The organism is Terriglobales bacterium, assembly GCA_035561515.1.
In the GTDB taxonomy this organism is placed as follows: domain Bacteria; phylum Acidobacteriota; class Terriglobia; order Terriglobales; family Acidobacteriaceae; genus DATMXP01.
Map to the genome: position 1 here is coordinate 19136 of DATMXP010000046.1, position 22595 is coordinate 41730.

General features: G+C 54.7%; 15 protein-coding genes. 2 read left to right on the forward strand and 13 right to left on the reverse strand.

The window, feature by feature from the left end; genetic code table 11:
* Window positions 1-3 precede the first annotated feature (3 nt).
* A complete protein-coding gene (locus tag VN577_20895; GenBank protein ID HWR17300.1) occupies window positions 4-1236 on the forward strand; it encodes a glycosyltransferase in 1233 nt (410 codons plus the stop codon).
* A 3-nt stretch (window positions 1237-1239) separates the two neighbouring features.
* Here the strand turns inward: VN577_20895 and VN577_20900 are convergent, their stop codons facing one another.
* From VN577_20900 to VN577_20960, 13 genes are all read right to left on the reverse strand, one after another.
* Window positions 1240-2502 (reverse strand): hypothetical protein, encoded by a 1263-nt coding sequence (locus VN577_20900; protein HWR17301.1) that lies wholly within the window; start codon window positions 2500-2502, stop codon window positions 1240-1242.
* Window positions 2495-3856 (reverse strand): putative O-glycosylation ligase, exosortase A system-associated, encoded by a 1362-nt coding sequence (locus VN577_20905; protein HWR17302.1) that lies wholly within the window; start codon window positions 3854-3856, stop codon window positions 2495-2497. Before VN577_20905 ends, VN577_20900 begins: the two co-directional genes overlap by 8 nt.
* Window positions 3849-4979, reverse strand: a complete 1131-nt coding sequence (locus tag VN577_20910) for a polysaccharide deacetylase family protein (protein ID HWR17303.1) — start codon at window positions 4977-4979, stop codon at window positions 3849-3851. Before VN577_20910 ends, VN577_20905 begins: the two co-directional genes overlap by 8 nt.
* Complete coding sequence (locus VN577_20915) at window positions 4976-5785, reverse strand: class I SAM-dependent methyltransferase (protein ID HWR17304.1); 810 nt, start codon at window positions 5783-5785, stop codon at window positions 4976-4978. Before VN577_20915 ends, VN577_20910 begins: the two co-directional genes overlap by 4 nt.
* The gene (locus VN577_20920) at window positions 5782-7665 is read right to left on the reverse strand and encodes an asparagine synthase-related protein (protein ID HWR17305.1); all 1884 of its coding nucleotides are present in this window, start codon (window positions 7663-7665) and stop codon (window positions 5782-5784) included. The genes VN577_20915 and VN577_20920 overlap by 4 nt, the downstream gene beginning before the upstream one ends.
* A gap of 1 nt (window position 7666) precedes the next feature.
* Complete coding sequence (gene asnB, locus VN577_20925; GenBank protein ID HWR17306.1) at window positions 7667-9508, reverse strand: asparagine synthase (glutamine-hydrolyzing); 1842 nt, start codon at window positions 9506-9508, stop codon at window positions 7667-7669.
* Window positions 9509-9530: 22 nt separating this feature from the next.
* Window positions 9531-10721: a glycosyltransferase gene (locus VN577_20930; GenBank protein HWR17307.1), complete on the reverse strand. Its 1191-nt coding sequence runs from the start codon at window positions 10719-10721 to the stop codon at window positions 9531-9533.
* Window positions 10722-10880: 159 nt separating this feature from the next.
* On the reverse strand, window positions 10881-11807 hold the full coding sequence (locus VN577_20935) for a CpsD/CapB family tyrosine-protein kinase (GenBank protein ID HWR17308.1): 927 nt from the start codon (window positions 11805-11807) through the stop codon (window positions 10881-10883).
* Entirely contained in the window at window positions 11800-12747 is a 948-nt protein-coding gene (locus VN577_20940) for an AAA family ATPase (GenBank protein HWR17309.1), read from the reverse strand. Before VN577_20940 ends, VN577_20935 begins: the two co-directional genes overlap by 8 nt.
* A 2-nt stretch (window positions 12748-12749) precedes the next feature.
* Window positions 12750-14312: a GNVR domain-containing protein gene (locus VN577_20945; GenBank protein ID HWR17310.1), complete on the reverse strand. Its 1563-nt coding sequence runs from the start codon at window positions 14310-14312 to the stop codon at window positions 12750-12752.
* 147 nt (window positions 14313-14459) lie between these two features.
* Entirely contained in the window at window positions 14460-15797 is a 1338-nt protein-coding gene (locus VN577_20950) for a hypothetical protein (GenBank protein ID HWR17311.1), read from the reverse strand.
* Between the two features lie 11 nt (window positions 15798-15808).
* On the reverse strand, window positions 15809-16468 hold the full coding sequence (locus VN577_20955; protein ID HWR17312.1) for a polysaccharide biosynthesis/export family protein: 660 nt from the start codon (window positions 16466-16468) through the stop codon (window positions 15809-15811).
* A gap of 173 nt (window positions 16469-16641) precedes the next feature.
* On the reverse strand, window positions 16642-20367 hold the full coding sequence (locus tag VN577_20960; protein HWR17313.1) for an Ig-like domain-containing protein: 3726 nt from the start codon (window positions 20365-20367) through the stop codon (window positions 16642-16644).
* 293 nt (window positions 20368-20660) lie between these two features.
* Here VN577_20960 and asnB (VN577_20965) point away from each other — a divergent pair, with 293 nt between their 5' ends.
* Window positions 20661-22592 (forward strand): asparagine synthase (glutamine-hydrolyzing), encoded by a 1932-nt coding sequence (asnB, locus tag VN577_20965; GenBank protein HWR17314.1) that lies wholly within the window; start codon window positions 20661-20663, stop codon window positions 22590-22592.
* The last annotated feature ends 3 nt before the right edge of the window (window positions 22593-22595 follow it).

Consider the following 22595-nt stretch of genomic DNA (forward strand, 5'->3'; position numbering starts at 1 on the left):
GCGATGAAGATTCTTTGGGTGAAATCAGGAGGGCTGATCCCTGCCGACCACGGTGGGCGCATTCGCAGCTACAACCTCCTGAAACAGCTTGCGCGCCACCACGAGGTGACGTTTTTCACCTTCTACCCGGAGGAACCCAACGATATCCATGCCGAACTGGATAACGTGTTCCACCGGGTGGTGCGCTATACCTTCAAGCAGCCACCTGCAAAAGGCTTCCAGGATGCGATTGCCTACGGGCGCAACCTGCTTTCGCTGCGTCCATACTCATTGACAAAGTATTGCCGTCCGGGAATTCGCGAGCGTCTAGCGGAAGTGATGCGCAAAGAGCGATTCGACGTGGTGATCTGCGACTTCCTCATTTCCGGCGGAGTGATTCCGTGGGAGACCGACGTCCCCATCGTGCTATTCACGCACAACGTGGAAGCACAGATATGGGAGCGTTCATACAAGCTTGCCGACAATCCGATCTGGAAAACAGTCTGCTGGCGGGAATACAAGACGATGGCGCGTTTGGAAGAACGCCTGGTGAAAGATGCAGATCATGTGCTTGCCGTCTCCGAAGACGACAAGCGCGGATTTCTTCCATACGTTTCACCCGAGAAGATCAGCGTGATTCCAACCGGTGTCGATCCGGAATACTTTCAGCCGGTGCCGGGGGTGCCGGAGAAGCCGAATTCACTGGTGTTTACCGGATCGATGGACTGGCTGCCTAATGACGAAGGCATTCTGTACTTCGTCGAGCAAATTCTGTCGCTGGTGCAGCAGAGAGTACCGGATGTTTCGTTGACAGTTGTCGGAAGAAAACCGTCGGAGCGCCTGAAGACGTTAGCCGCTGCGAATCCGGCGATTCGCGTGACCGGACGCGTAGAAGATGTGCGTCCATATATGACGGAAGCTTCGGTGTATGTAGTCCCGCTTTTGATTGGGAGCGGCACGAGGCTGAAAGTATTTGAAGCGATGGCCATGGCGAAAGCGATGGTTTCCACTCCGCTCGGCACCGAGGGCCTGCCGGTCACTCATGGAGAAAACTCCATGTTGGCCGACAATCCGAAAGACTTTGCAGACCACGTCGTTTCCCTCCTCCGCAATCGTGAAGAACGAGAGCGCATCGGCAAGAATGCGCGCAACTTCGTGGAAGCGAATTTCTCCTGGGAAGCTGTGGGCAAGGTGCTGGAGCAAGTACTGCAGAAGGTCACGAACGCATCAGCGGCCGTCCATACGACTGCCCACTAGTCATTACTTCTTCGTAGATTTCTTTACACCAGACTTCGATTTTGAGGCTGCCGGCTTCGGCTTCACAGTAGCTGCGGCACCACTCGTCGCGTCAACATCTTGAGAAGGCCCAGACAAAGCTGGGTTCTTCGCTGGTGCGGCATTGGGGCTGTCGATAGCTTTTGCATCGTCGGCGGTTGCACTGCTTAATGTTCCCGTGGCTAGTTGCAGGGAGCCGTCTTTCGTATCCCGATAAACGACAAAGAGCTTGTTGTTAGGCCCAGCAGTGATGGAAGCAAAAGGATGCTGGTTCGTGCCCTTGGGAGCGATGAATTGTACGTGCCATCCCGCATCGTCCTTCCACGCATGTTTCAAAGCACCACCATCGGGATAGACGATGTGAGGGTGCGCCTCGCTGTCAAAAGTGAGGCGAGTGCGATAGTCTGTCCAACCGTGCCGAGATGCGACCTGATCAACGGTCTCGGTCTTCCAGACCCCGTTCACGTCGGGCTCAGCATAACGAACGGTTACGGAGTCCTGGTAGGTGATCCTTGGACGTCCATCTGGAGCGATCGCTAAGTCGTTGCCAATGCCGACAGGAAACTCAGCCAGTGGCGAGGTGTTTTGATCGACGGCATCGAATTTCCATTCATTGTTGACGATGGTTGCGTAGCCTAGTCGTTTGTCCCTGAAACAAGAATAGGAAACATGAGGATTACCCTTGGCGTCCACTTCTAGGGTGTTCCACTTCCCCGATTCTCCACCGTAATCCAGCGTTCGGAGATACCAAACGTTTTCTCGCTTGGCTCCATAGCGAATGTGCAACACGTTGTCATCCGATTCGGTAACCGGTAGCGGATACCAAACCATGTGTACGGTGCCATCTGGCCCGACTCCGACAGAACAACTGAACTGGATACTGGCCGTAGCGGGAGACACACGCTCCCCTTGCCACTTTTGACCGTCAAACCAGTAGTGACGGAGTTCTCCATGCCCGGTAGAACAAACATGTGGATTACCGGATGGATCAAGATTGAGTCTCACATACTCTCCGCCCGGAGCAAGATCCATCATGTACCACTTCTCGGCGTTCTTCGGCAGGTAGCCATAGCGGACCATCGATCCGGCCAGATAGGCGAGATGAAGGTTTCCGGCCGGGTCAGCCTTCAACGCCGTAAAAGTACCTTCGTTCGGATCCACGAGCTTCGAGGACCATTTCCATTCAGCGGCGACACTCGACCCCAGCAGCAAACATAGGGCAAATACAGTGAACAAGAATTTACGCATAAATACCATCACGAGAAGCCGGCACGGAAGAACCATGCGGCTCTTCGGGTGACTGGCTGACGATCGGCCCCTGTGCTTCAGATTTAAGCTGCTGCATGTACAGAAGGTGGAGAACACTCGTACACGCCACGTATAAATACCAGAGATCGAAGTTCGCGAATCCCAGAAAAGCTCCGCTCACCAGGAAGGCGTAAATACTGACCTCGAAACTGTGGGCTGTGACTAGTGCCCATCGGCCGTTTGGATCCCGCTTGGATATCCGGATCACCTTTCGGAGTGTCAGCAGGCAACTCCCAACAAGTGAAAGGAACAAACCGAGTCCGACGAAACCGTGTTCTCCCAGCATCTCCATGTAAATGCTGTGTGGTCCTGCCGAGAGGCGGCCACCAGGCATATCCCGGGTCTTGTAATGCTGAAAAATGGCTACATCCGGATAGACTTCAAAGCCGCCGCCAAACACCGGGTAGTCTCGTACTAGTCTGAGGCCAACTCCCCAAGTAACCAGTCGTTGCTCGGCAGAGCTGTCCACCTTGCCTTCCAGGAAGCCGCTCATGCGATCCTTCCATTTCTCGGGTGAGTAAGCCAGCGTTCCCAAGGTCACTAAGACTAGAAGGCAAGCTGCAATCAACTTCCGGTGTGCCTTGATCGCCACTAAACCAAGCACAACCGCAAGGCCGAGTAAGCCGCCCCTGGAATAGGTGAGCATCACCGCGATGATGCCGCTAACGAAACCAAACCGAAGGAGCCACCGAACCCACCGTCTCTCTTCATCCCAGGCGAGGAAGAACATGAGAGGCATCACCATGTTGGTGGCCAAAGCGAAGGCATTATTGTCTTCGATGAATGACTCTTGCGGTCCGTAGACTCGCCACTCGCCTCCAGTAGCAACACCCCAGATGGCGCCCTTTCCATCGAGAAAAATGAAGCAGAATGCGACTAATAAAAGAAGCCAGCGTAGTTTCTGCTTAGAGGAAACCAGGTAAAACGTCACGAAGGTCATCAGCAGAATCTTGCTGATGCGAGTGAGCTTAAACAGTCCGTCGTCCAAATGCGTGGAGAGAAATGGAATCTGGCTCGCGTGAAACAGCGTAACGCAGAACCATGCCCACAAGATAACCAGGATTAGAGTTTCCCGCGTAAATAGTTTTCTGTTCGAGTCCTTTGTGAACAATGCGCCGATGAGTGTGGGGATTCCTATCACCATTGCGACAGGAAAATTGAATGCGAAGCTCCAGGCAAACCGGTGCGGATTCAGGAAGGAAATAAAATGCCACACGAGGACGCCATAGTACGGCGAGAACAAGGCTGCCGGTGCTGAGAGAAAGATGAATGCGAGCACTATGAAATCACGCATGCATTTCCCTCAAGCTTGCCTGGGTCTCTTGCGCTGCCGACGTTTGCGTGAGGCGTTCGTTCGACCCACGGCGAAACAACTGGTTCAGACGGAACATTGCGAGGGAAACGCCGGCTTCTTCAATCACAGCGGTCCTGCGCAGCAGGAATGGATCGGCGTCGCCTGAATTTACGCCTTCCATGGTGGTTGTCGCCGACCGATATTCGAACTTCTTGAGCAGTGCCGGGGTACCGGTTCCGCACGCCTGAAGGTTACCGAAAGGGAAAGCGAAATCCACCACGCGCTGGCCCAGCCGTTTTTCGGCAATCGCCTTTGACTCGCCCAATTCGATTTCCGCCTCCGGCGGTGAAAGCTGCGACACAGCCGGATGTGTCATCGTGTGCCCACCAAACGAGATACCGAGCTTCTGCATCTGTCGCGCTTCCTCCCAGGTGAGCATGCGCCCTCTGGTCTCCGTGGATGGAAGTGGAAATTGCTTGTCGAATTTGCGGCAGAAATCAATGCGGTCAACATTTGGAATCTGCCTTAAGCGCCTGATCAGCCGCAATGCCGAACCCAGGCGGTCACGGAGCGATGATAGCGGAAAATGCAGCAATTCCTCTTCGACCTCTACGTCAATGCCCTCTGCCTCGGCAATATAGAAAGCGAGGAAGATCTTGTCGTACCAGGCAATATCGCCTGTCTCAATACAACCCACGGTCAGGTAAACAGTGGCTGGAACACTGTACTTTTGAAGTATCGGGAGCGCTTCGGTGTATGTACCGCGATAACCATCATCGAACGTAATAACCACAGAGGGCTCCGCGACTTTCCCCTCGGGAAACTCCTGGCAAAATTGCGCGAGAGAAATAATCCTATAATTCTGGCGCAGAAACCTGATCTGGCTTTCGAACACATCTGCCGGGATTCCGTTATAGACGGGAACCCCACCTGTGCCAATGCGATGGTAGTAGAGGATCGCGCATCGATACTGGTTGTTGCGTAACAAGGCTGAAGCGGTTGACTTAACGAGTGAACTGAGGAGTCCCGAAGCCTGAAGCAGGCGCGCCGCCGTGCCTTTCCAGCCGTTCTCATCGGGGCCGGGCACGTAAGTAATCTGCTCGGACTTGGTCGATTGCGTCATCCCTGGCCCACTGGAACTTCTTTCGCAGACTCGAACTGCAGGCTTGCAACTTGAGAGATATCTTTCTTCCGCAACTTCACGATCAAGTTCGTTCTCAGGCCTGCTAAAACTCTCGCCCGAAGCAAGCGGATCCACAGCAACTCCAAGGCAACCACTGGACCTAGCATTACCGTCTGAGCGGAGGACTCCACCAGTGCGACTTCCTGCACGTCGAAATGTTCCTGCACGGCTGCTTGCGACACGGAACGCTTCGTATTCATGCGATAACGCGTCGGGAACACATCTTCTGAGGCCCTCCCCTGCAGCCATTTCGCGAGTTGTACCTTAGTGAAGTCAGGAAGAAAGGCGGAGAGCAGCGTGGCGTATCCCAAGAAATTAGGCGTGTGAAAAAGGAATACTCCCCCGGGACGCAACACTCGATGAACTTCGCGCAACAGAGGCGCGGGGTTTTCCACGTGTTCCACAACCATGTTAGCTGTGATCAGATCGAACGTCTGATCACGAAACGGAAGGTACTCGATATTTCCGAAAACTCTCTCGCTGATGGATTCGTGTACTCGGAGATTCGCAAAATCGGCGTCAATACCGACCACTCTTCCACAACGTGCGACCAGTGCTCTCTCGTCCTGAAGCGCATTCGGCATCCAGGAAGGCAGCAAATTGTGACCGCAACCGAGATCCAGCCATTTCGTCTCCGGACGGAGACATTCCGCCAGCTTGTCACGATACGCAAACTGCGAATTTCTCAGGCCCGGAGTAATCCAGTTTCTGAGGCCGTTATACATATTGTGAAGCTGTTTTCTCATGTTGTGCTTGTCACCCGCTTACGAGCGTCCACGTGATTGCGATGCCAAAGTTCCAGCACCAGCAAATACCACATCGTTTCGCCGTAGAATGCAACGTCGTCGTTCTCATGCAACTCGCGCAGCTTGTGAATGAACTGTTTCTGGAAGTATCCGCGCTCGAGCGTTCGGCGGTCGCTGAGCAGGTCATGCATCTGCGTTCTCAGCGTCGGGTTTTCCAACAGCCATTTTGAAACCGGTACTCCGAAGCCGTGCTTCTTTTTGTACAGCACCTTTTCGGGCAAGATGCCCGTCATCGCCTGCTTGAAGATGAATCGCTTCTCGAATCCCTTCAGTTTCAGACTGGTTGGAATGGTTCCAGTGAACTGCGCCAGTTCCGGATCAAGTAATGGATAGCGCACCTTGATTCCTGCCAGTTCGGCCGTGCCCTGCACCTTCCGGAGATCGTTGTCTGCCAACGTCATTTTCACGTCCATGTACAGGTGCTTGTTTAACTCGGTTCTCGCGTTCGCCCGCTGGAAGTGTCCTTCGGCGATGGACAACCATGTTTCGGGGGGAGCTTCGCGCAGAAACTGAGATTCAAAAACTTGGGCTGCCGGATTTTCCAGGAATACGTTGTACGACATCACGCGGCGCGGATTGGGAATCTGTGCCCGCCGCACATACCTGCGCGGCATGCTGAGCTTTCCGCTAGGTGGGAGAAGCTTGGTTCCCACGCTGATCAGCGACCGAAGCGGCCCCGGAACCATGTAGAACAACTGGAATAACTTGTCGTCGGCGTAGCGCTGGTTGCCGCCAAAGATCTCGTCGCCGCCATCACCAGAAAGGAGGGTATCAATCCCATTCTCACGAGCCATTAACGCGCAGTAGTAGCAACCAACTGCTGAGGAATTCGCGAACGGCTCGTCATAATACTCGGCGAGCATATCCACCACAGCGACGGTGTCCGGCGCGTACAGGGCGCGTTCGAAATGCCGGGTCTTGAAGTGTCCGGCAGTAGTGCGCGCGTAATCGATCTCGCTCCAACGTTCATCTTCAAAGAAGATGGAAAACGTGTTCACTGGAGAGTGCCGCTCGTTCATGAACGCAACAACGCTGCTGCTGTCCGTGCCGCCACTAAGAAACGCCCCGGTCTTTTCGGGCGCAAGATCCTTATACGTACGCAGCACCGCTGCCCGCATCGCCTCACGCACACGTGTCGCCCACGCGCTAACGTTCCGGTCGCGGCTCTCTTCGTACTGCATGTCCCAGAACTTCTGGTGCCGAACTTTACCGCCTTCGCAGATCAGCAAATGTCCCGGGCGCATCTTCTCGACGTCTTTGAACGGCGTCATCGGCGCGGGCACCATGCTGTAAAGCAAGAAGTTAATTACGGCTGACGGATTGAGTTCAGCATCCTGACTACGGCCACTTAGGACGCTGCTTAGCCTGGATGCGAAGCAGATGCCGTCGTTCTCCTCGCTCCAATACAGAGACTTAATTCCAAGTGGATCGATGGCCAATACCAGTCTGCGAGCTGATTCATCCCAAATCGCTATGGCGAACGCACCAACAAGGTGCGCCACGAAATCTAGCTGGAACTGCTGGTAAAGGTGACTGACGATCTCGGCGACCGAAGTTCCGTCGGCGACAACGCCGCGCATTGCGAGCTTCGCCTTGATGTCTGCAAGATTGATGAGGTCGCAATCAACCGCGGCAAAGATGCCATCTCTCTCGAAAACGGACTGCGTATCAAAACCCTGCACCGTCCCAAGCAAAGCCAACTTGTTGCCAACAGACCCTTGAATGCGCTGGTCGCGCACACGCAGACCCGAGAGCATCGGTTCCAGATCGCTCTTCAGCAACGGCCGTGTAAATGTGTGAAGCCCGCAAATCCCGCTCATCTTAAGCCTTAAATGTCTGTTTCCATTTTGAATACATCAGTAATGACCACAGCTGGGGTGACCGATCCACCCGCCCCGACTGATGTTGCTTCCATATCTTCTCGACGTGACGGCGATTAAGAATACCGTCATTCAGCGAAAAGATCGCTTCATAAGCAAGTTCCTTTAGCTCTTTACGGAACCACCGCGCAAGCGGAATCGCAAATCCCATCTTCGGACGGTAGAGGACGTCGTGCGGCAACGTCTTCTCCAGCGACTTCTTGAAGATGTACTTCCCTTCTCCATTTTTCAGCTTCAGGTTCGACGGCATGCGCGCCAACGCCTCGATCACGTGGTGATCGAGAAGCGGAGCGCGCACTTCAAGCGACACCGCCATACTGGCGCGGTCAACCTTGGCCAGGATGTCATCAGGCAAATAGGTCTTGATATCCGTGTACTGGATGCGTGACAACGGATCGTCTGTGCCAGCTTCGTCATAATGCTTCTGAAGTACGCTGATCGTGTCGTAAGCCGCGAGTTTGCGTTGCATGTCACCGCTGAGCAGTTCGGCTTTCTCGTGCGGCCGGAAAGTGGAAATGCTGTTGAAGTATCCTTCCAGCGGCGTCCGCGAAAGGCTCTGGAAAGTGGCTTTCCCGCGAAATACTCTTGGTGCCCACGACAGTGCCGGATACCATCTTCCCAGCGGACCAAACAAAGCGCGCCGGAATCCGTAAGGCAGCATCGACCGCATCTTGTTCTCATACATGTCGAGCTTGTATCGACGGTATCCAGCCAGGCTTTCGTCTCCGCCGTCGCCACCCAACGCAACCGTCACTCGCTCACGCGCAACCTTTGAGACGTAGTAGGTCGGCACCGCTGAGGAATCGGAGAACGGCTCGTCGTAATGCCAGACCAGTTTGTCCATGATGTCGACGGCATTCGCTCGAACAATTTGCTCATTGTGGTTGGTCTTGAAAAGATTCGCGACCGTGCGCGCGTATTCCGACTCGTCAAACTTCGCTTCCTCAAAGCCGATGGAACATGTAACGACAGGGTCGTTCATCAGTCGGCTCATATTCGCAACAACAGCCGACGAGTCGACGCCGCCACTCAGGAACGCGCCTAGCGGCACTTCACTCATCAGTCGTACGCGAGTGGCATCACAGAGGAGGTGCTGAAGGACTTCGCACCACTCGTCCTCAGACCGCTGTTCCACCTGGCCAAAGCTCAGAGTCCAATAGGACTTCTCTCGAAGTCCATCCCGCGAAACCACCACAAAGTGCCCTGGGAGAACTTTTCGGACGCCGCGATAGATCGTCTTTGGAGCAGGTACATAACCCAGCGAAAAGTAGTCGGAAAGCGCCTCGAGATCGACGTCGTACTTTCGCTTCGGGTCCGCCGCGAGAAGCACTTTCAACTCGGAACCGAATACAACGTTCTCTTTGTCCGCTGTGTAAAAGAGCGGCTTCTTACCAACCCGGTCGCGGGCGAGAATCAGAACACGCTTGTTTGAATCCCAGAGCGCGATCGCGAACATGCCGCGGAGCCGCTCGAAACAGGATTCACCATATTGCTCGTAAAGGTGAACGATCGCCTCGGTATCCGAGTTGGTGGCAAATCTGTGGCCACGCGCCAGCAGGTCAGCACGAAGATCGTTGTAGTTGTAGATTTCCCCGTTCAGCAGAACCCAAATCGTGCCGTCTTCATTGCTTAATGGCTGGTGTCCACCAGCTACGTCGATAATGCTCAGTCTGCGGTGGCCCAACCCTATTCCGGGGCCCACGAAAACGCCACCATCGTCCGGACCGCGATGCACGATCGTTTCGTTCATCCGATGGACGATTTGTCCGTCCATTGTGTCCATGCGATTCGGAGCGAAGATTCCGCTAATTCCGCACACGTGACACCTCGCTATGACGTAGCACGTTGTGCTTCTTCGCAAGCCCCCAGTAGAGGTCCCGATATGACGACACCATCTTTTCCAAACTGAATGTAGAAACCGCCCGCCGTCGCGAATTTCCGCCCATTACACCGCGCCGTTCGGCATTGCCAGCGAGTTCCGCCAGGATCTGACTCAGTGCTCCAATATCTCTCGGCGCAAACACCGAACCACACTTATCGTTGCCTAGCACTTCGGGATTCCCTCCCACCTTGGTCGCAACCAATGGCAGTCCTGTGGCTAACGCTTCGAGGAGCGTGTTCGACATCCCCTCACTGATCGAAGGCAGCACAAAAGCATCCATCGCGTTGAGCAATCTTGGTGTGTCCGTCCGTGCGCCCGTAAAGTGGGCCCTCCCCTGCAGCGCGGGGTGCCGTTCAGCTATAGCACGCAATTCCTGCTGCAAAGGTCCATCTCCCACGATCATCGCTGCCACATCCATGCCTTGCCCTGCCAAGTTCGCTACTGAGATCAACAGCGTCTGTTGATCCTTGATCGGCACAAGCCTGCCGATGGTTCCAAAGACGCACGTCGTAGAACTAATTCCCAACTCCTGCCGGGCATCGCGCCTGGCATCCGGCATAGGCTTGAACTTATCGACGTTCACCCCGTTGTAGATCACGCCGATCCGCTTTGCCGGACAAAATGCTTGCTTAGCGTGGAAGTCTCGCAGATCTTTCGTGACTGCAAATACCGCCTGTGCCATTCGAAATGCCGCGGCCCGAAACAACCGCCGTCGCATCGGCATGCCCTCGAGCATGTCCAGTTCATAGCCGTGTTCACTATGGATAGCCACTGGCACTCCAGCGATTCGAGCGGCCACCACAGCTTCCAGACAGCCCCAATTCCGCGAGTGCACGATAGCGGGGCGGACCTCTCGAAATATCCTCACCAGTCGCGCCACATCGAGCCTAAGTCGCGATGCGGATTCCGCGGCAACCAGCACTTCCGCCTTCACCCGATCCGTCCACATCAGTCCTGGCTCAACGCCGCGCATCGTGCAAATCTGCTGCTCAATTCCGTCGTTCTGCAGACCTGCCATGATGTTGAGCATGCCGTGCTCAGCACCCCCAACACCCAGTCTTGTAACCACTTGCAGGATCTTGAAAGCCGGAGCTTTTTCCATCCTGTTCAACACAGGGGCTTCCAACCGGGTTTCAAGCGCGTTGGAGCTGGACTGAGACAAGAATCCTCTGGGCACATTATGAGGCGGCAATGCGTTGTAAAGAAGGTGACTGCGGTAATGCCACCCAAGTTTACTAGTTCGTACACATGCCAACGGCACGGAACGCACACCCTAACGCCCCGGAGCGTAATACCGGTAATAATAGCGGTGGTCGTTGTGGACTTCAGTTCCGTTACATACCACGCCGAGAAATTTCTTCTTGTCGAAACGCGGCACTGCCCTTTCCACGAGTTCCCGAGGCGTCACATGCGGACGCACAATCGCGATCACCGCGTCGCAAGGCGCCGCAATCAAGTCGTAATCGGCCAGCGGCAACACCGGCGTGGCATCGATAATCACAAGCCGGAAAGTCTCATTCGTCCAGGAGATGAATTCCTTCCAGGCTGAGCTGGCAAACAGCTCTGGCGGAGGCACATTCGATGTACCCGCTGGCAGAACGAAAAGGTTCGAAAGGTCGGTCTTGAGAATTGCTTCCGCATACCGGGCCTTGCCCTCGAGGACTTCGCTCAAGCCGGTTCTTTCATGGGCCGCCAAGTTGCGAGAAACGCCCGCGGTCCGAAGGTCGGCGTCAACCAGGAGCACGTTTGCATTGCGCAACTGAGCACAGCACAGAGCCAGGTTCAGTGCGGTATAGCTCTTGCCTTCGCCCTTCACGGCGCTGCTGATTACCAGGGTCGTCAAACCCTGAGTTGCCTGAATTCTCGCGATGCGGGTTCGGAGTCCGCGATACGCTTCCACGACACCTTGCGTTAATTCATCGTCGTGCTCAAACATCTTGGCGGAAGGCAGATGTGCGACCTTTAATTGTTCACACTCTTCCAGACGGAATTCATGCAGGCCTGCGGCGATCCGTTCCCCACCGACTCCGGCGAGCGACGCGAAACTCGAATCGGTATTCCGCGACTCCGGTCCAAATGACTTCCGGATACGATCCTGCGCGCCCTCCAGAAGCTTCTCGGCATCCGTGACGCTGACATTCGAGACGGAGTTCTCCGTTCCCGGCTGCATCTTCCGTGCTTGACTAAAAAATCTACTCATCCGATCCCCCTGCCGCCTGCCGCGCTTCACGCAAAGCCTGACTCAATATCTCAAGCGGAGTGCCACTTCGACGGGCGTTTCCCGCGACTGCTTCTTCAGCCTTCGGCTGCGATACATCGATTACATCAAGACCGAGGGCGACGTCATACACCAGGTCCGGCCCCACGTTTGAAGATTTACTTTGGAATCCCTTTTCCAGTGCACCATCACAAAGCAAATTAATCACGCGCGGAACCCCACGCGAATATTTGTGAACGGCCTCCACAGCGCTGTTTGTAAACGGCGAGTTGCCGCGCAATCCTGCATAATGGAGCCGCTGCATGATGTACGCCTGCGTCTCCGACTGCGAAAGAGAACGCAACTCCCGGCGTACTGCAATGCGCTGCCGGATCGCCGCCATCTCTGGAGAACCCACTACCTTTAGCAACTCCGGCTGACCGCACAGAACTATCTGCAACAACTTCTCACGATACACATCCAGATTGCTCAGCAACCGGATCTCCTGGAGCAATTCCGGTGTGAGCAGGTGCGCCTCGTCAACGATGAGCACCGACGTTGATCCCCGTGCCTGATATTGGTGTAGCATTTCAATCAGAGCAGCCATGCGCTTGGGTTTCGAGGTATGCGGACATGCAACTTCAAACTCGTCGAGCATGGTCTCGAGAAACTCATCGCGAGTCAGCGTCGGATTTACGATCAATGCTGACGCAATTCTTTCGTTGCCAGTCAGCTTCTGGACCAGAATCTCAAGGACCGTGTGCAACAGCGTTGTCTTGCCGGTTCCGACGGGACCTGTAAGCAGGAGAATTCCCTTCCGCTTGATGATCCCTCCCAGCAGAGCAACAAGCGAATCCCTGTGCGGTTCCGCGAGATGCACAAACCGCGGGTCCGGGGTCAGTTGAAAAGGTTCCTCTTTCAGTCCGTAGAAGCTAAGATACATGTCTAAAGCATCCGTGACGTAATGTGGCCTATTCCGTAACCGATAATCGCGGCAATGACCACCGTCGCCGCGGCAGCGCTGATATCAATGATCGTGCCCCGCTTCTTTTCACCCCTGCTATACAGGCGTGGGACACCAACCAAAACTGGCTTTCCGTAGAGAGTCTCCGCTTCCTTTTCGGTCCGGACGGAGCCATCCAGAAGTTCCAGAACGATAGCCAGGCCGATGCCCAACATCAGCCCTAATGCCAGCGATGCCGCCGCAATCAATGGACGGTTCGGCGAATAGGGTTTTTCTGGAACTTGTGCCGGATCGAGGATGACAAAACGCTCTCCCTGCTGGCGGTCCTCAATGGAGACTACGGTATCGTTGTTAAGTTTCGTGTTCAGTAAAGAAGTGTAGTGGGCTTTCAGCGTGTCGTAGTCGCGAGTCAGGTCCGTTAGCTTCTGCTGAACGATTGGGTACTGACCCAGCTTCGCCGAGTGATCCTGAATCTGTCGCTGGATGCGGTCCTGGTTTGCGGACTGCTCCTGGATTTCCTGGTCGATACGCTGTAACTGTGCTGCCAGTACCGGGTTGCGCGTATTCTTCTTCACCTCGGAGGGCGTGGGGACAGCAGGAGCATTTCGCTCGTCTTGTTCTGCCTTCGCCTTCAGGTCATTCACCTGCGCCTGCAATTTCACGACGTCAGGATGCTTTGGACCGTAACGAACGGAAAGTTCGGCGAGTTGAGGAAGCAGTCGCTGCAACTGCTGCCGGTACGGACTTTGGCTCTGGTCCAGGTCAACCGTTGGCGCGGAAGTCGCCGCCATCGATTGCAGGTATACCCGTTGCTGTTGTGCCCGATTGATGCGGTCCTGCGTTGCCGTCAACTGCGACCGCAGGTTGTTCAGCATCTCTATGTGGTACGACTGCGAGTCACCGGACTCCATGAGGTTCGCGGACTTGACCTTAGCGATCTCCTTCTCTTTTTCCGCGAGTTGCTGACGGGTCTTTTCCAGTTCATCTTCGAGCAGATTCTTGGTGCCTAGGACCTTATTCTCACGATCCTTCAGGTTCTCTTCAATGAACAGAGACGCCAACTGATTCGTCACCTGTGCCACAGTGACCGGATTGTTTCCTTTGTATGCGATCCGGAACGCATTCATCGGCATGCCGGCCGTCTGGACCATCTCCACGTCGATCGCGTCCGACATCTTCTGAAGGATTTCCTGTTCCCCGATCTTGCCCTTTAATTCGGGATACAGATTCATCGTCTCAATGAGCTTCTTCAGACGGGACTGCGCCAGCACCTGCTGCCGAATGAGACCCAGACGATCCACTACGCTGCTCTGCGGCGACGCCACCAAGGCGTTGGCGACCTTTTGGGGATCGACCAGGATCTTGGTTTCCGCGCGATATGTACTCGGCAGCCGAAACGTGACGGTCACCGCCAACACAAACACTGCGAGCGCAGGCAGGATGATCGTCCGCTTACGGCGCTTGGCGACCTGAATATAGTCCTTCAGTTGAAGGCCGCCGGCCAGGTCCGAGAATGCGAAATTACTTTGACGGCTCTCGTTCACACAATACTCCACAGCTGTCGTAGCAATTGGGCTACCAAACAAAACTGCTGATTTATCTGCATTTTATGGCGAAAGATGCCCAAAAGAAAGCACCCCGCCGTCCATGAGTCTCACATTGAGCTCAGAACGTCGGGGCGTCTGTTCCATCTATTCCTGGGGCACATTACGCGGGGTTGGCGCCCAGGTTATACCAAACATCACCGAATTGCGGTTGCCGATAAACACCGAGCTCGGGTCGCCCTCCTGCACACGCTTCGTGAAGCTCGTGAAAACGGAGAACTGCGGGTGCAGCGCATAGCTCACCTGTGCTGTCCCGTACTTACCCTGGTTGTCGGTCGTGGACCCTGTCTCCGAGTATCGAGCCAGCGACAGTGATCCCGACAACTTGCGGGTGATTGCTGTGGAATATCCCACCGCAATCTGATCGGAGAACCCGTCCCGAACGATCATCGTCAGCGCCGGAGTCCGCGTGTAAGTTCCGAAAAGGCTTGAGGAGCGGAATTGCTTGGAAACTCGTACTGTCGGGGTAAACGCCAATTTCGCCGAATCTCCAAGGGGCTGAGTCGTGCCAGACAGAGCGACGTAAGCGGTGAAACCGCGGCCAAGCATCTGATTCACGCTCACTTCAACCGAGTGGTATTGAGCATTGGAAAAGCGGGAGTTGTAGCGATTTGTCAAATACGAATACCCGAACCCAACCGTCCTGCGTGCACTCATCTGATACGCCGCACCGATTCGCGCACCGTAGCTTTGAGAGGTGACGTCGTCGTTATACAACCGCCGGAAGTTCGGCGAGAGCGTTAGGTTCCAACGCTGATTCAGCGTATACGACATCGAAACGTCGAAGGCGTTTGACAGTGAATTTTGAGCCGTCTGCAGGTAATTGGAGAGTAGGTAGTTGCCCGAGATCGGGTCAAAGTCCACAGCAGGCGTGTTCTCCAGCAGGCCCATTCTGCCCATATACGTAAACTGATCCGAGAGAGACAGAGTGAGTCGCCGGGAAAGTGGAATCGCGCTGGTGACGCTGAAATTCTGGTGCACAAAGTCCGGCTTCACCGTTCCATCGATGATGTAGAGGTTCGGCGAGTACTGAAATGCGATCTGGCTGTGCTTCAAAATTCGGCGGGTATAGAACATATTCGCAGTCAGCGCGCTCGTTGTACGCGACTGAGTGTTTGCGCCCTGCCCGAACCGGTCAAACACCTGCGAATAGCTCAAGTCGTTCATGTAGACCGGCCCTACATGGAACATCCCCGGACGGATTTGCAGCCACGCCGCGCGTCCAAGCGCCTGAATCCGAGTTGCCTCTTCGATGGGATCAGTGGTCTTGGCGGATTCGCCGTCTTGATTATTAGTGACGGTTGCCGCAACGGCAGTATCTCCCGTGGTTGCAGGCGCGGTCTCAGCATCCTGAGCAATGGCGCTACCGGCCAGGAACGACAGAAGCAGCAAAATGTGAATGGATGCCCACCGAGCTTTCGTCATGATCGTTTCTCCTACGGCGCTACGATTACGTCCCCAGGCTGAAGCACTATGTCGTCTTTCATGTCGCCCTTCAGCATTTTTTTATAGCTGAACGGGATCTTCTTACTTTGACCATTCTCCGTTCGAAGAACATACATATTGTCCTTCGCAAACGGCCCCAATCCGCCAACCTCAGCCAGGAGTTGAAGGACGGTTTTACGGCTGTTCAGTTGCACGGCACCTGGATGAGTGACTTGCCCCATCAAGTAAACCTTCCGACTCTTGATGCCACGCACGATGACCGTTACTTGCGGTTCGGTCACATAAGCTTTCAACTTCTCAATCAATTGCGCTTGCAGTTCTTTGGTTGTCAGCCCGGTGACCTTGATGTCGTTTAGGAGCGGCATTGTGATCATGCCGTCTGGCCTTACAGTCACCTGCACCGAAAGTTCTGGTTCCCGCCAGACTGAAACCTGAAGATCGTCTTCAATGCCGATCCGATACACATCCGCTTCGTCGACTGGCGGTTCCGGAACGCTCTGGGCGGCTGCCGGTGCGTTGGCATCGGAACTGGCAACTTCCTTGGGAGCTGGACTCGACTTCTTCGAAGAACTGAACCCTTGATTCTCTTGTGCACTGGCCATACCCAGCGCAAACAACGCAACAAACGCTAATTTGATTACAGTTTTCACACGTATTCCTTGGGCCTTCAGGATTTCTAACGCACAGCGATTGCCATTCGCTAGAGGAAGCTAGACGTTCATTACAAAGAACTTAGCTGGAGATGTGGAGATTGGGAAGGGGAAATGTGAAAATGTTTTCCCACACCACTGAACTGGTTTTCACATTTCCCCATTTCTCGCACTTACGGAGTAGTGACCTGCGATTTCAGCGAGGCTCCACCGTAGCTGGTGTTGTAGTAATACTTCTCGCCCCAAGATTTGTAACTACCTGCCTTGCCGACGGACAAAACTCGGTAGGTGTAGGTAGTTCCTCCCGCAACCGTGTTGTCTACGAAAGTTGACGAGTTGGCAGGAACGGTCGAACTCAACACGACGTAGTTCGAGGCAGTCATATCACAAGCCAAATAGCCACCTGTACAGCGCTCGACCGTGTAACTAATTTGATTAGCAGGAGGGGTTTGCGTCCACGATACGGTCACTTGACTGGAAGAGTTCGCGACCGCTGTGACATTTCCTACCGCGCCAGGCACGTTCATTGCCGCGTTACTGTACGCGGACGCCCCTGAGCCGTTCGTCGCTTTTACTCGATAGGTGTATGCGATGCTAGCGCTACCATTTGGATCCGACCAACTATTCACGGTGCCCACTGTACCAACTACAGCGAACTTAGTTTGGTCATAGTAGCAATTCAAATTGGTATACCCTTGGCACCGTTCGATCACAAATCCAGTTGCTGCCGTGGAACCGTAAACATCGGAATTATCGCGCCAGGTAAGCGTATTTTTCGTGCCATCGTTTGTGACCATCAGCGAGTCGGGGGCGTTAGGGACCTGTACCCCGGGATCCGGCAACCTTCTCTTCGATACGACAAGGCTGTCATACCACGTCGCCGTGTCGGGCATAACCAACTTGGCCCCGGTCATTGTCCCTGAGCCCGAAACTGAGTTGGCGCCACTCTGGCTGTAGGTGATGACCGTGTCGCTGTCAACCGATGTAACATTAAAAGTGCCGTTGAACGTGGAGTCGCTGACACCTGCGATGGTGATGGAGTCTCCAATGCTAAGGCAATAGCCATTCTGAGTAGCATGACTGGCAGACGTCACAGTTACAGTACCGTTCGAGCGACTGATAGAATTGATATTGAAAGTGGCCGGGCATCTCCCCGTCTCATACGGCAAGAACCAAATTTTTCCATAACGAGGAACTAATCCGTTGGTCGTCCACCACGTGGCGGGATAAGGCCAGTTTCCCGACAGATCGTGCTGGAGGAAGTCGTAATCCGTCATACTAATGACCAGTTGCGAAGGCTTGCCCTCCTCAGCCAACCACAATTCGAATGTACTGTCATGCCTGTAATTGCGGTCGTTGACGTAGTCTTCACCCGTCTTAACGTGAATCTGGAAGGTCATCCACTGATCGGCCGCATAGTCGAAGCAACCTATTCCATCGGTAAATCTGCACCCGATTGCATTCTGCAGAAGATAGTCATAGGAACCAGCGTTCGGTTGCAGCGGCTGGTAGGTATTATCCTTCTTCCCACATGAGTGATACACGTTCAGAAACGGTTGATGGTAATACCGCTGAATCGTGATCTCCATATCGGCACAGGTGTACGGTGTATTTACTTCCGTTCCTGACCGAGCGTTGCCCATGTTGATAATGGCGTGCTTGAACCCTCCTCCGAGATACGGTTTCATCGTGATCATCTCAGTAGGCATGTACTGCCTCCACTGGATGTAAAACTCGTTCCCAGCAGGACTTGTCGGTCCAAACTGAATTGGATATGGGTCGTCCGAGAAGTCTACGTGGAAAGCCCCCGACGTATTCGCATTCGCGCTGGAGGGAATCCTGAATTTGAGCGATCCAGCACCAGATGTCGCACGGGTGCTATCAAACGTCGCTTGATAGACGCCCCCCGTCGATGAAACAACCGGACCCACCGACGCATCCGTTCCCTGCGGGATCGGCCCATCGAACCCGTAGCACCTTACGATGTTGGGATCGTTCAGGCACTGTGTTTGGAAAAGGTCGCTGCCGGGCGAAGAGTTCGAGACTGTGACGCTTACGTTTGCGGTAGCCGTGTTATTGCTGGTGTCGCGGGCGGTCGCACGAATCGTGTGCGAAGCATTCGTGATCGTTCCCGTATTCAACGAAACCTGATACGGCGCCGTCGTCACTTCTGAGCCGATGTTCGTGCCATCTACATCGAATTGAACCCCTGCGATTGCTACGTTATCGCTGGCAGCGGCGCTCAGAGTTGTCGTTCCTGTTAGTGTCGCTCCCGCAGACGGACTCGTGACCTGGACTGTTGGGGGCGTCGTATCGTTGGTTGTAGTATTGGAAACTGTTACCGATACGTTTACCGATGTCGTGTTGTTGCTCGTGTCTCTCGCCGTCGCGGAAATCGTGTGATTGCCGTTTGTCAGGGAGGCAGTATTTAGCGATGTCTGGAATGGCGACGCAGTCACTTCACTGCCCACATTCGCTCCGTCAACCTTGAACTGGACACCACCCACAGCCACGTTGTCTGATGCGGTTGCACTGATGGTAACTGTTCCCGTCAGCGATGCGCCGGACGCTGGAGCCGTGATTTGGATCGCAGGCGGTGTTGTATCGAGAACCACGCCATTCGCTACATTGACCGAAATACTGGTGGTGCCTGAATTATTGCTCGCGTCCTTTGCGATTGCTCCAATCGTGTGGCTGCCGTTCGGTAACTTTGTCGTATCCAGGACGAAGTTATAGGGCGAAGTGGTAACCGCTGCGCCTGAGTTCGTACCATCCACCTGGAACTGCACACTGGCCACGCCAATATTGTCCGTGGCGAGCGCCGTCACCATGATCGTTCCTGTGACGTTAGCGCCGTTGCCAGGTGCAACAATCTGCACGGTTGGCTTCGTTGTATCCGGCCCTGGAGGAACCGTGTTGTCCACAGCTACCTGCACTACCGCACTGCCGACATTCCCGGCAGCGTCTCTCGCCCGCGCTTCAACGCGATGCGCACCATTCGTGTTCAAAGTCGTGTTCCAGCTCTTTGTGTAGGGCGGACTTGTAACTTCTGATCCGAAGTTCGTACCGTCAAGGAGGAACTGCACTCCTATTACTCCGGTGTTGTCTGCGGCCGTCGCGATCATGTTCAGTGTCCCGGCGACTGTGCTTCCACCAACCGGAGAGGTGATGATCACGTTCGGCGGCGAGGTATCCCCTCCACCTGAGAGATTGTTCTGAACCGTCACGGTCACGACAGCCGCGTTCGTGGCATTCCCTGCGTAATCCGTAGCTGTTGCGCTGATCGTATGAGTACCATTCGCAACGGTAGTCGTATCCCAGCTCACGTCATATGGCAGCGTCGTCAACGTTGCGCCAAACGGATTTCCGTCTATCAGGAAACGCACGGACTTGATGCCTGAGTTGTCCGACGCCTGGGAAGATAAGCTGATCGTGCCGTTGACCGTCGTGCCATTCCCAGGCGCCACGACCGAAACGGTTGGCGGAGTCGTGTCGACATTGAGGACGGTTTGAAACGTAGCGTCGGGACTCACGGCCTCGGACCCGCCGGAGTCTTTCGAGCGTACCCGGTAGTGATACAGCGCGCCTGCCGTCAGCCCGCTGAGTGAAACCGAATGCGATGTAACCAGAGCATTGTCGGCTGGGCTCGAAGATCCATAACTTGCTGAAGTTCCGAACTCGACTTGGGAGGTAGTCGCAGTATCGGTAGTCCACGTAACGGTCGCAGTCGTTATGGCGACATTCGTCGTCGAAACATTCGAGATGTTAGGTACGCCAGGTTGTGAAATACCGCGACTAGGCCCGGTTCCGCCGCCGCCACCAGCACAACCGGCTAGTGCGAATGTAAGCAATAAGAGGAAATGAAACAGAAGTAACTTCTTCGAGCGTGCGCACTTCATCACTGCAACCTCCCCTACCCCACCCAGCGGCAACAACTCCGTACCAGGGAGTCAACCTCGGAACGTGCTAAGTCCCTTAATAATGCAGAGTTGCTGCCCAAAATCTACTATGAAGCATTGCAAAAAACCACCTTAGAGGGCCCTTGAAAGTTACCCATCTTGGGTACGGGAGGCGTGATACCTTTGGTAATCAATTCGCCAATCTGTAAGCTCTTGCCGTCAGATGGAACCCGGATTGCATTTAGGATTTATTAGGAACTTCCAGCTCTTCGTTTCGGATTCCAGGAGGACTGATGTGCGGCATTTTTGGGGCGCTCTATTTCCATCAACCTGCGCCCACTGAACTCATGCCCAAGATGGGGGACATCATTACCCATCGTGGCCCCGACGACCACGGCTACTTCGTGCGTGGTCCGCTTGCTATGGGCATGCGCCGTCTCAGCATCATCGACGTATCGGGCGGTCATCAGCCGATCTGCAACGAAGACAAGTCGGTTTGGGTGATCCTGAATGGCGAAATTTTCAATTTCCCGGAGCTTCGCAAACGACTGGAGGACAACGGCCATCGGTTCACAACTCACACCGATACCGAAGTACTTGTACATCTGTACGAGGAAGAGGGCGACGACTTTGTAAAGAGCCTCCGCGGGATGTTTGCTTATGCCCTCTGGGATCAGCGCCGCTCTGTCCTTCTTATCGGACGCGACCGCCTCGGCAAAAAGCCGCTCTACGTACGTCGCGAGTCCAACCGAATCCTCTTCGCCTCGGAAATGAAATCAATTCTTGCCGATGAGTCCGTACCGCGGGAAGTGGATCCGGAATCGCTCGACGAATACCTGGGACTGGGTTACGTGCCCGCACCGTTCACGATGCTCAAGGGCATCGAGAAAGTCTTGCCCGGGCACTATCTTCGCATCGACGCTTCTGGCGCAGTGTCTGACCACGAATACTGGGACGTTCGTTTCGACGGGATTGAACATCACGCTGAGCAGGAATGGATCGAACGCGTCCGTGCCAAATTTCTCGAGTCCGTCAAGATTCGCCTGATCAGTGACGTGCCTCTCGGCGCTTTCCTTAGCGGTGGTATCGATTCGAGCGCAATCGTCGGCGCCATGGCCCACATCGTTTCCCAGCCGGTAAAGACCTATTCAATAGGTTTCGGAGGCGAAGACAGTTTTTACAACGAGCTTCCCTACGCTCGAATCGTCGCCAACAAGTACCACACCGAGCATCACGAGATCATTGTTAAGCCCGACGTTGCGGAGTTACTGCCCAAACTGATCTGGCACATGGACGAACCGATCGCCGACTCCGCCTTCGTGACCACGTTTCTGGTCTCGGAACTCGCGCGCAAAAGTGTAACGGTGATTCTATCCGGAGTCGGTGGAGACGAACTCTTTGGTGGGTATCGGCGCTATCTCGGAGACAACCTGCACCGTTACTACCGCCATGTCCCGCGCCCATTGCGTTCGGCATTTCGCGGTCTGCTCAACGCTCTGCCACAGGATCGCCATCGCAACTGGACCAACAACATTCGCTACGCCTCCGGGTTTGCCAATGCCGCCGAGATGGATCCGGCGTCCCGGTACATGAGCTTCATCACCGTGTTCTCTCCGGCGATGAAGCACGAACTCCTTCCTTCGAGCAGAGGGTCGAAACGCAGTTCCGAACTGTTGAAACAGTATTTCGCCCGCGTGCCCGGTGCCGATCCGCTGGATCAGAACATTTACGTCGACCTTAAAACGTCACTGGCGGATGATCTCCTTGCTCTCACCGACAAGATGAGCATGGCTGCCTCCATCGAGTGCCGCGCACCCTTCCTCGACCATGAACTGGTTGAACTTACGGCGCGCATGCCTTCGAACCTGAAGGTTCGCGGATTCACGATGAAGTACCTACTTAAAAAAGTGGTGCAGCCCTGGGTGCCCGACGAGATTCTCCACCGAAAGAAACGCGGCTTTGGCGCCCCGATGGGTGCATGGCTGAAGAACTCGCTGGAAAGCCTGGTGCACGACACGCTGTCCGCCGATGCAATCAGGAGTCGCGGCTTTTTCGATCCCGGCGTGGTTCAGAAGACGGTTGACGATCACCGACAATCACGCGCTGACCACACTGATCACCTGCTCTCGCTCATCACCTTTGAGCTGTGGTGCCGCATTTATCTGGATGGAAAGGTTCCTTCCGGAGCGGGAGAAATCCCGTCGCAGTTGGCGATGAAATCCTAGTCC

What these genes read in the sequence shown, in the direction of transcription:
- VN577_20895 (HWR17300.1), top strand. Translation starts at nt 4, where the DNA reads ATGAAGATTCTTTGGGTGAAATCAGGAGGGCTGATCCCTGCCGACCAC.
- VN577_20900 (HWR17301.1), bottom strand. Translation starts at nt 2,502, where the DNA reads ATGCGTAAATTCTTGTTCACTGTATTTGCCCTATGTTTGCTGCTGGGG.
- VN577_20905 (HWR17302.1), bottom strand. Translation starts at nt 3,856, where the DNA reads ATGCGTGATTTCATAGTGCTCGCATTCATCTTTCTCTCAGCACCGGCA.
- VN577_20910 (HWR17303.1), bottom strand. Translation starts at nt 4,979, where the DNA reads ATGACGCAATCGACCAAGTCCGAGCAGATTACTTACGTGCCCGGCCCC.
- VN577_20915 (HWR17304.1), bottom strand. Translation starts at nt 5,785, where the DNA reads ATGAGAAAACAGCTTCACAATATGTATAACGGCCTCAGAAACTGGATT.
- VN577_20920 (HWR17305.1), bottom strand. Translation starts at nt 7,665, where the DNA reads ATGAGCGGGATTTGCGGGCTTCACACATTTACACGGCCGTTGCTGAAG.
- asnB (HWR17306.1), bottom strand. Translation starts at nt 9,508, where the DNA reads ATGGACACAATGGACGGACAAATCGTCCATCGGATGAACGAAACGATC.
- VN577_20935 (HWR17308.1), bottom strand. Translation starts at nt 11,807, where the DNA reads ATGAGTAGATTTTTTAGTCAAGCACGGAAGATGCAGCCGGGAACGGAG.
- VN577_20940 (HWR17309.1), bottom strand. Translation starts at nt 12,747, where the DNA reads ATGTATCTTAGCTTCTACGGACTGAAAGAGGAACCTTTTCAACTGACC.
- VN577_20950 (HWR17311.1), bottom strand. Translation starts at nt 15,797, where the DNA reads ATGACGAAAGCTCGGTGGGCATCCATTCACATTTTGCTGCTTCTGTCG.
- VN577_20960 (HWR17313.1), bottom strand. Translation starts at nt 20,367, where the DNA reads ATGAAGTGCGCACGCTCGAAGAAGTTACTTCTGTTTCATTTCCTCTTA.
- asnB (HWR17314.1), top strand. Translation starts at nt 20,661, where the DNA reads ATGTGCGGCATTTTTGGGGCGCTCTATTTCCATCAACCTGCGCCCACT.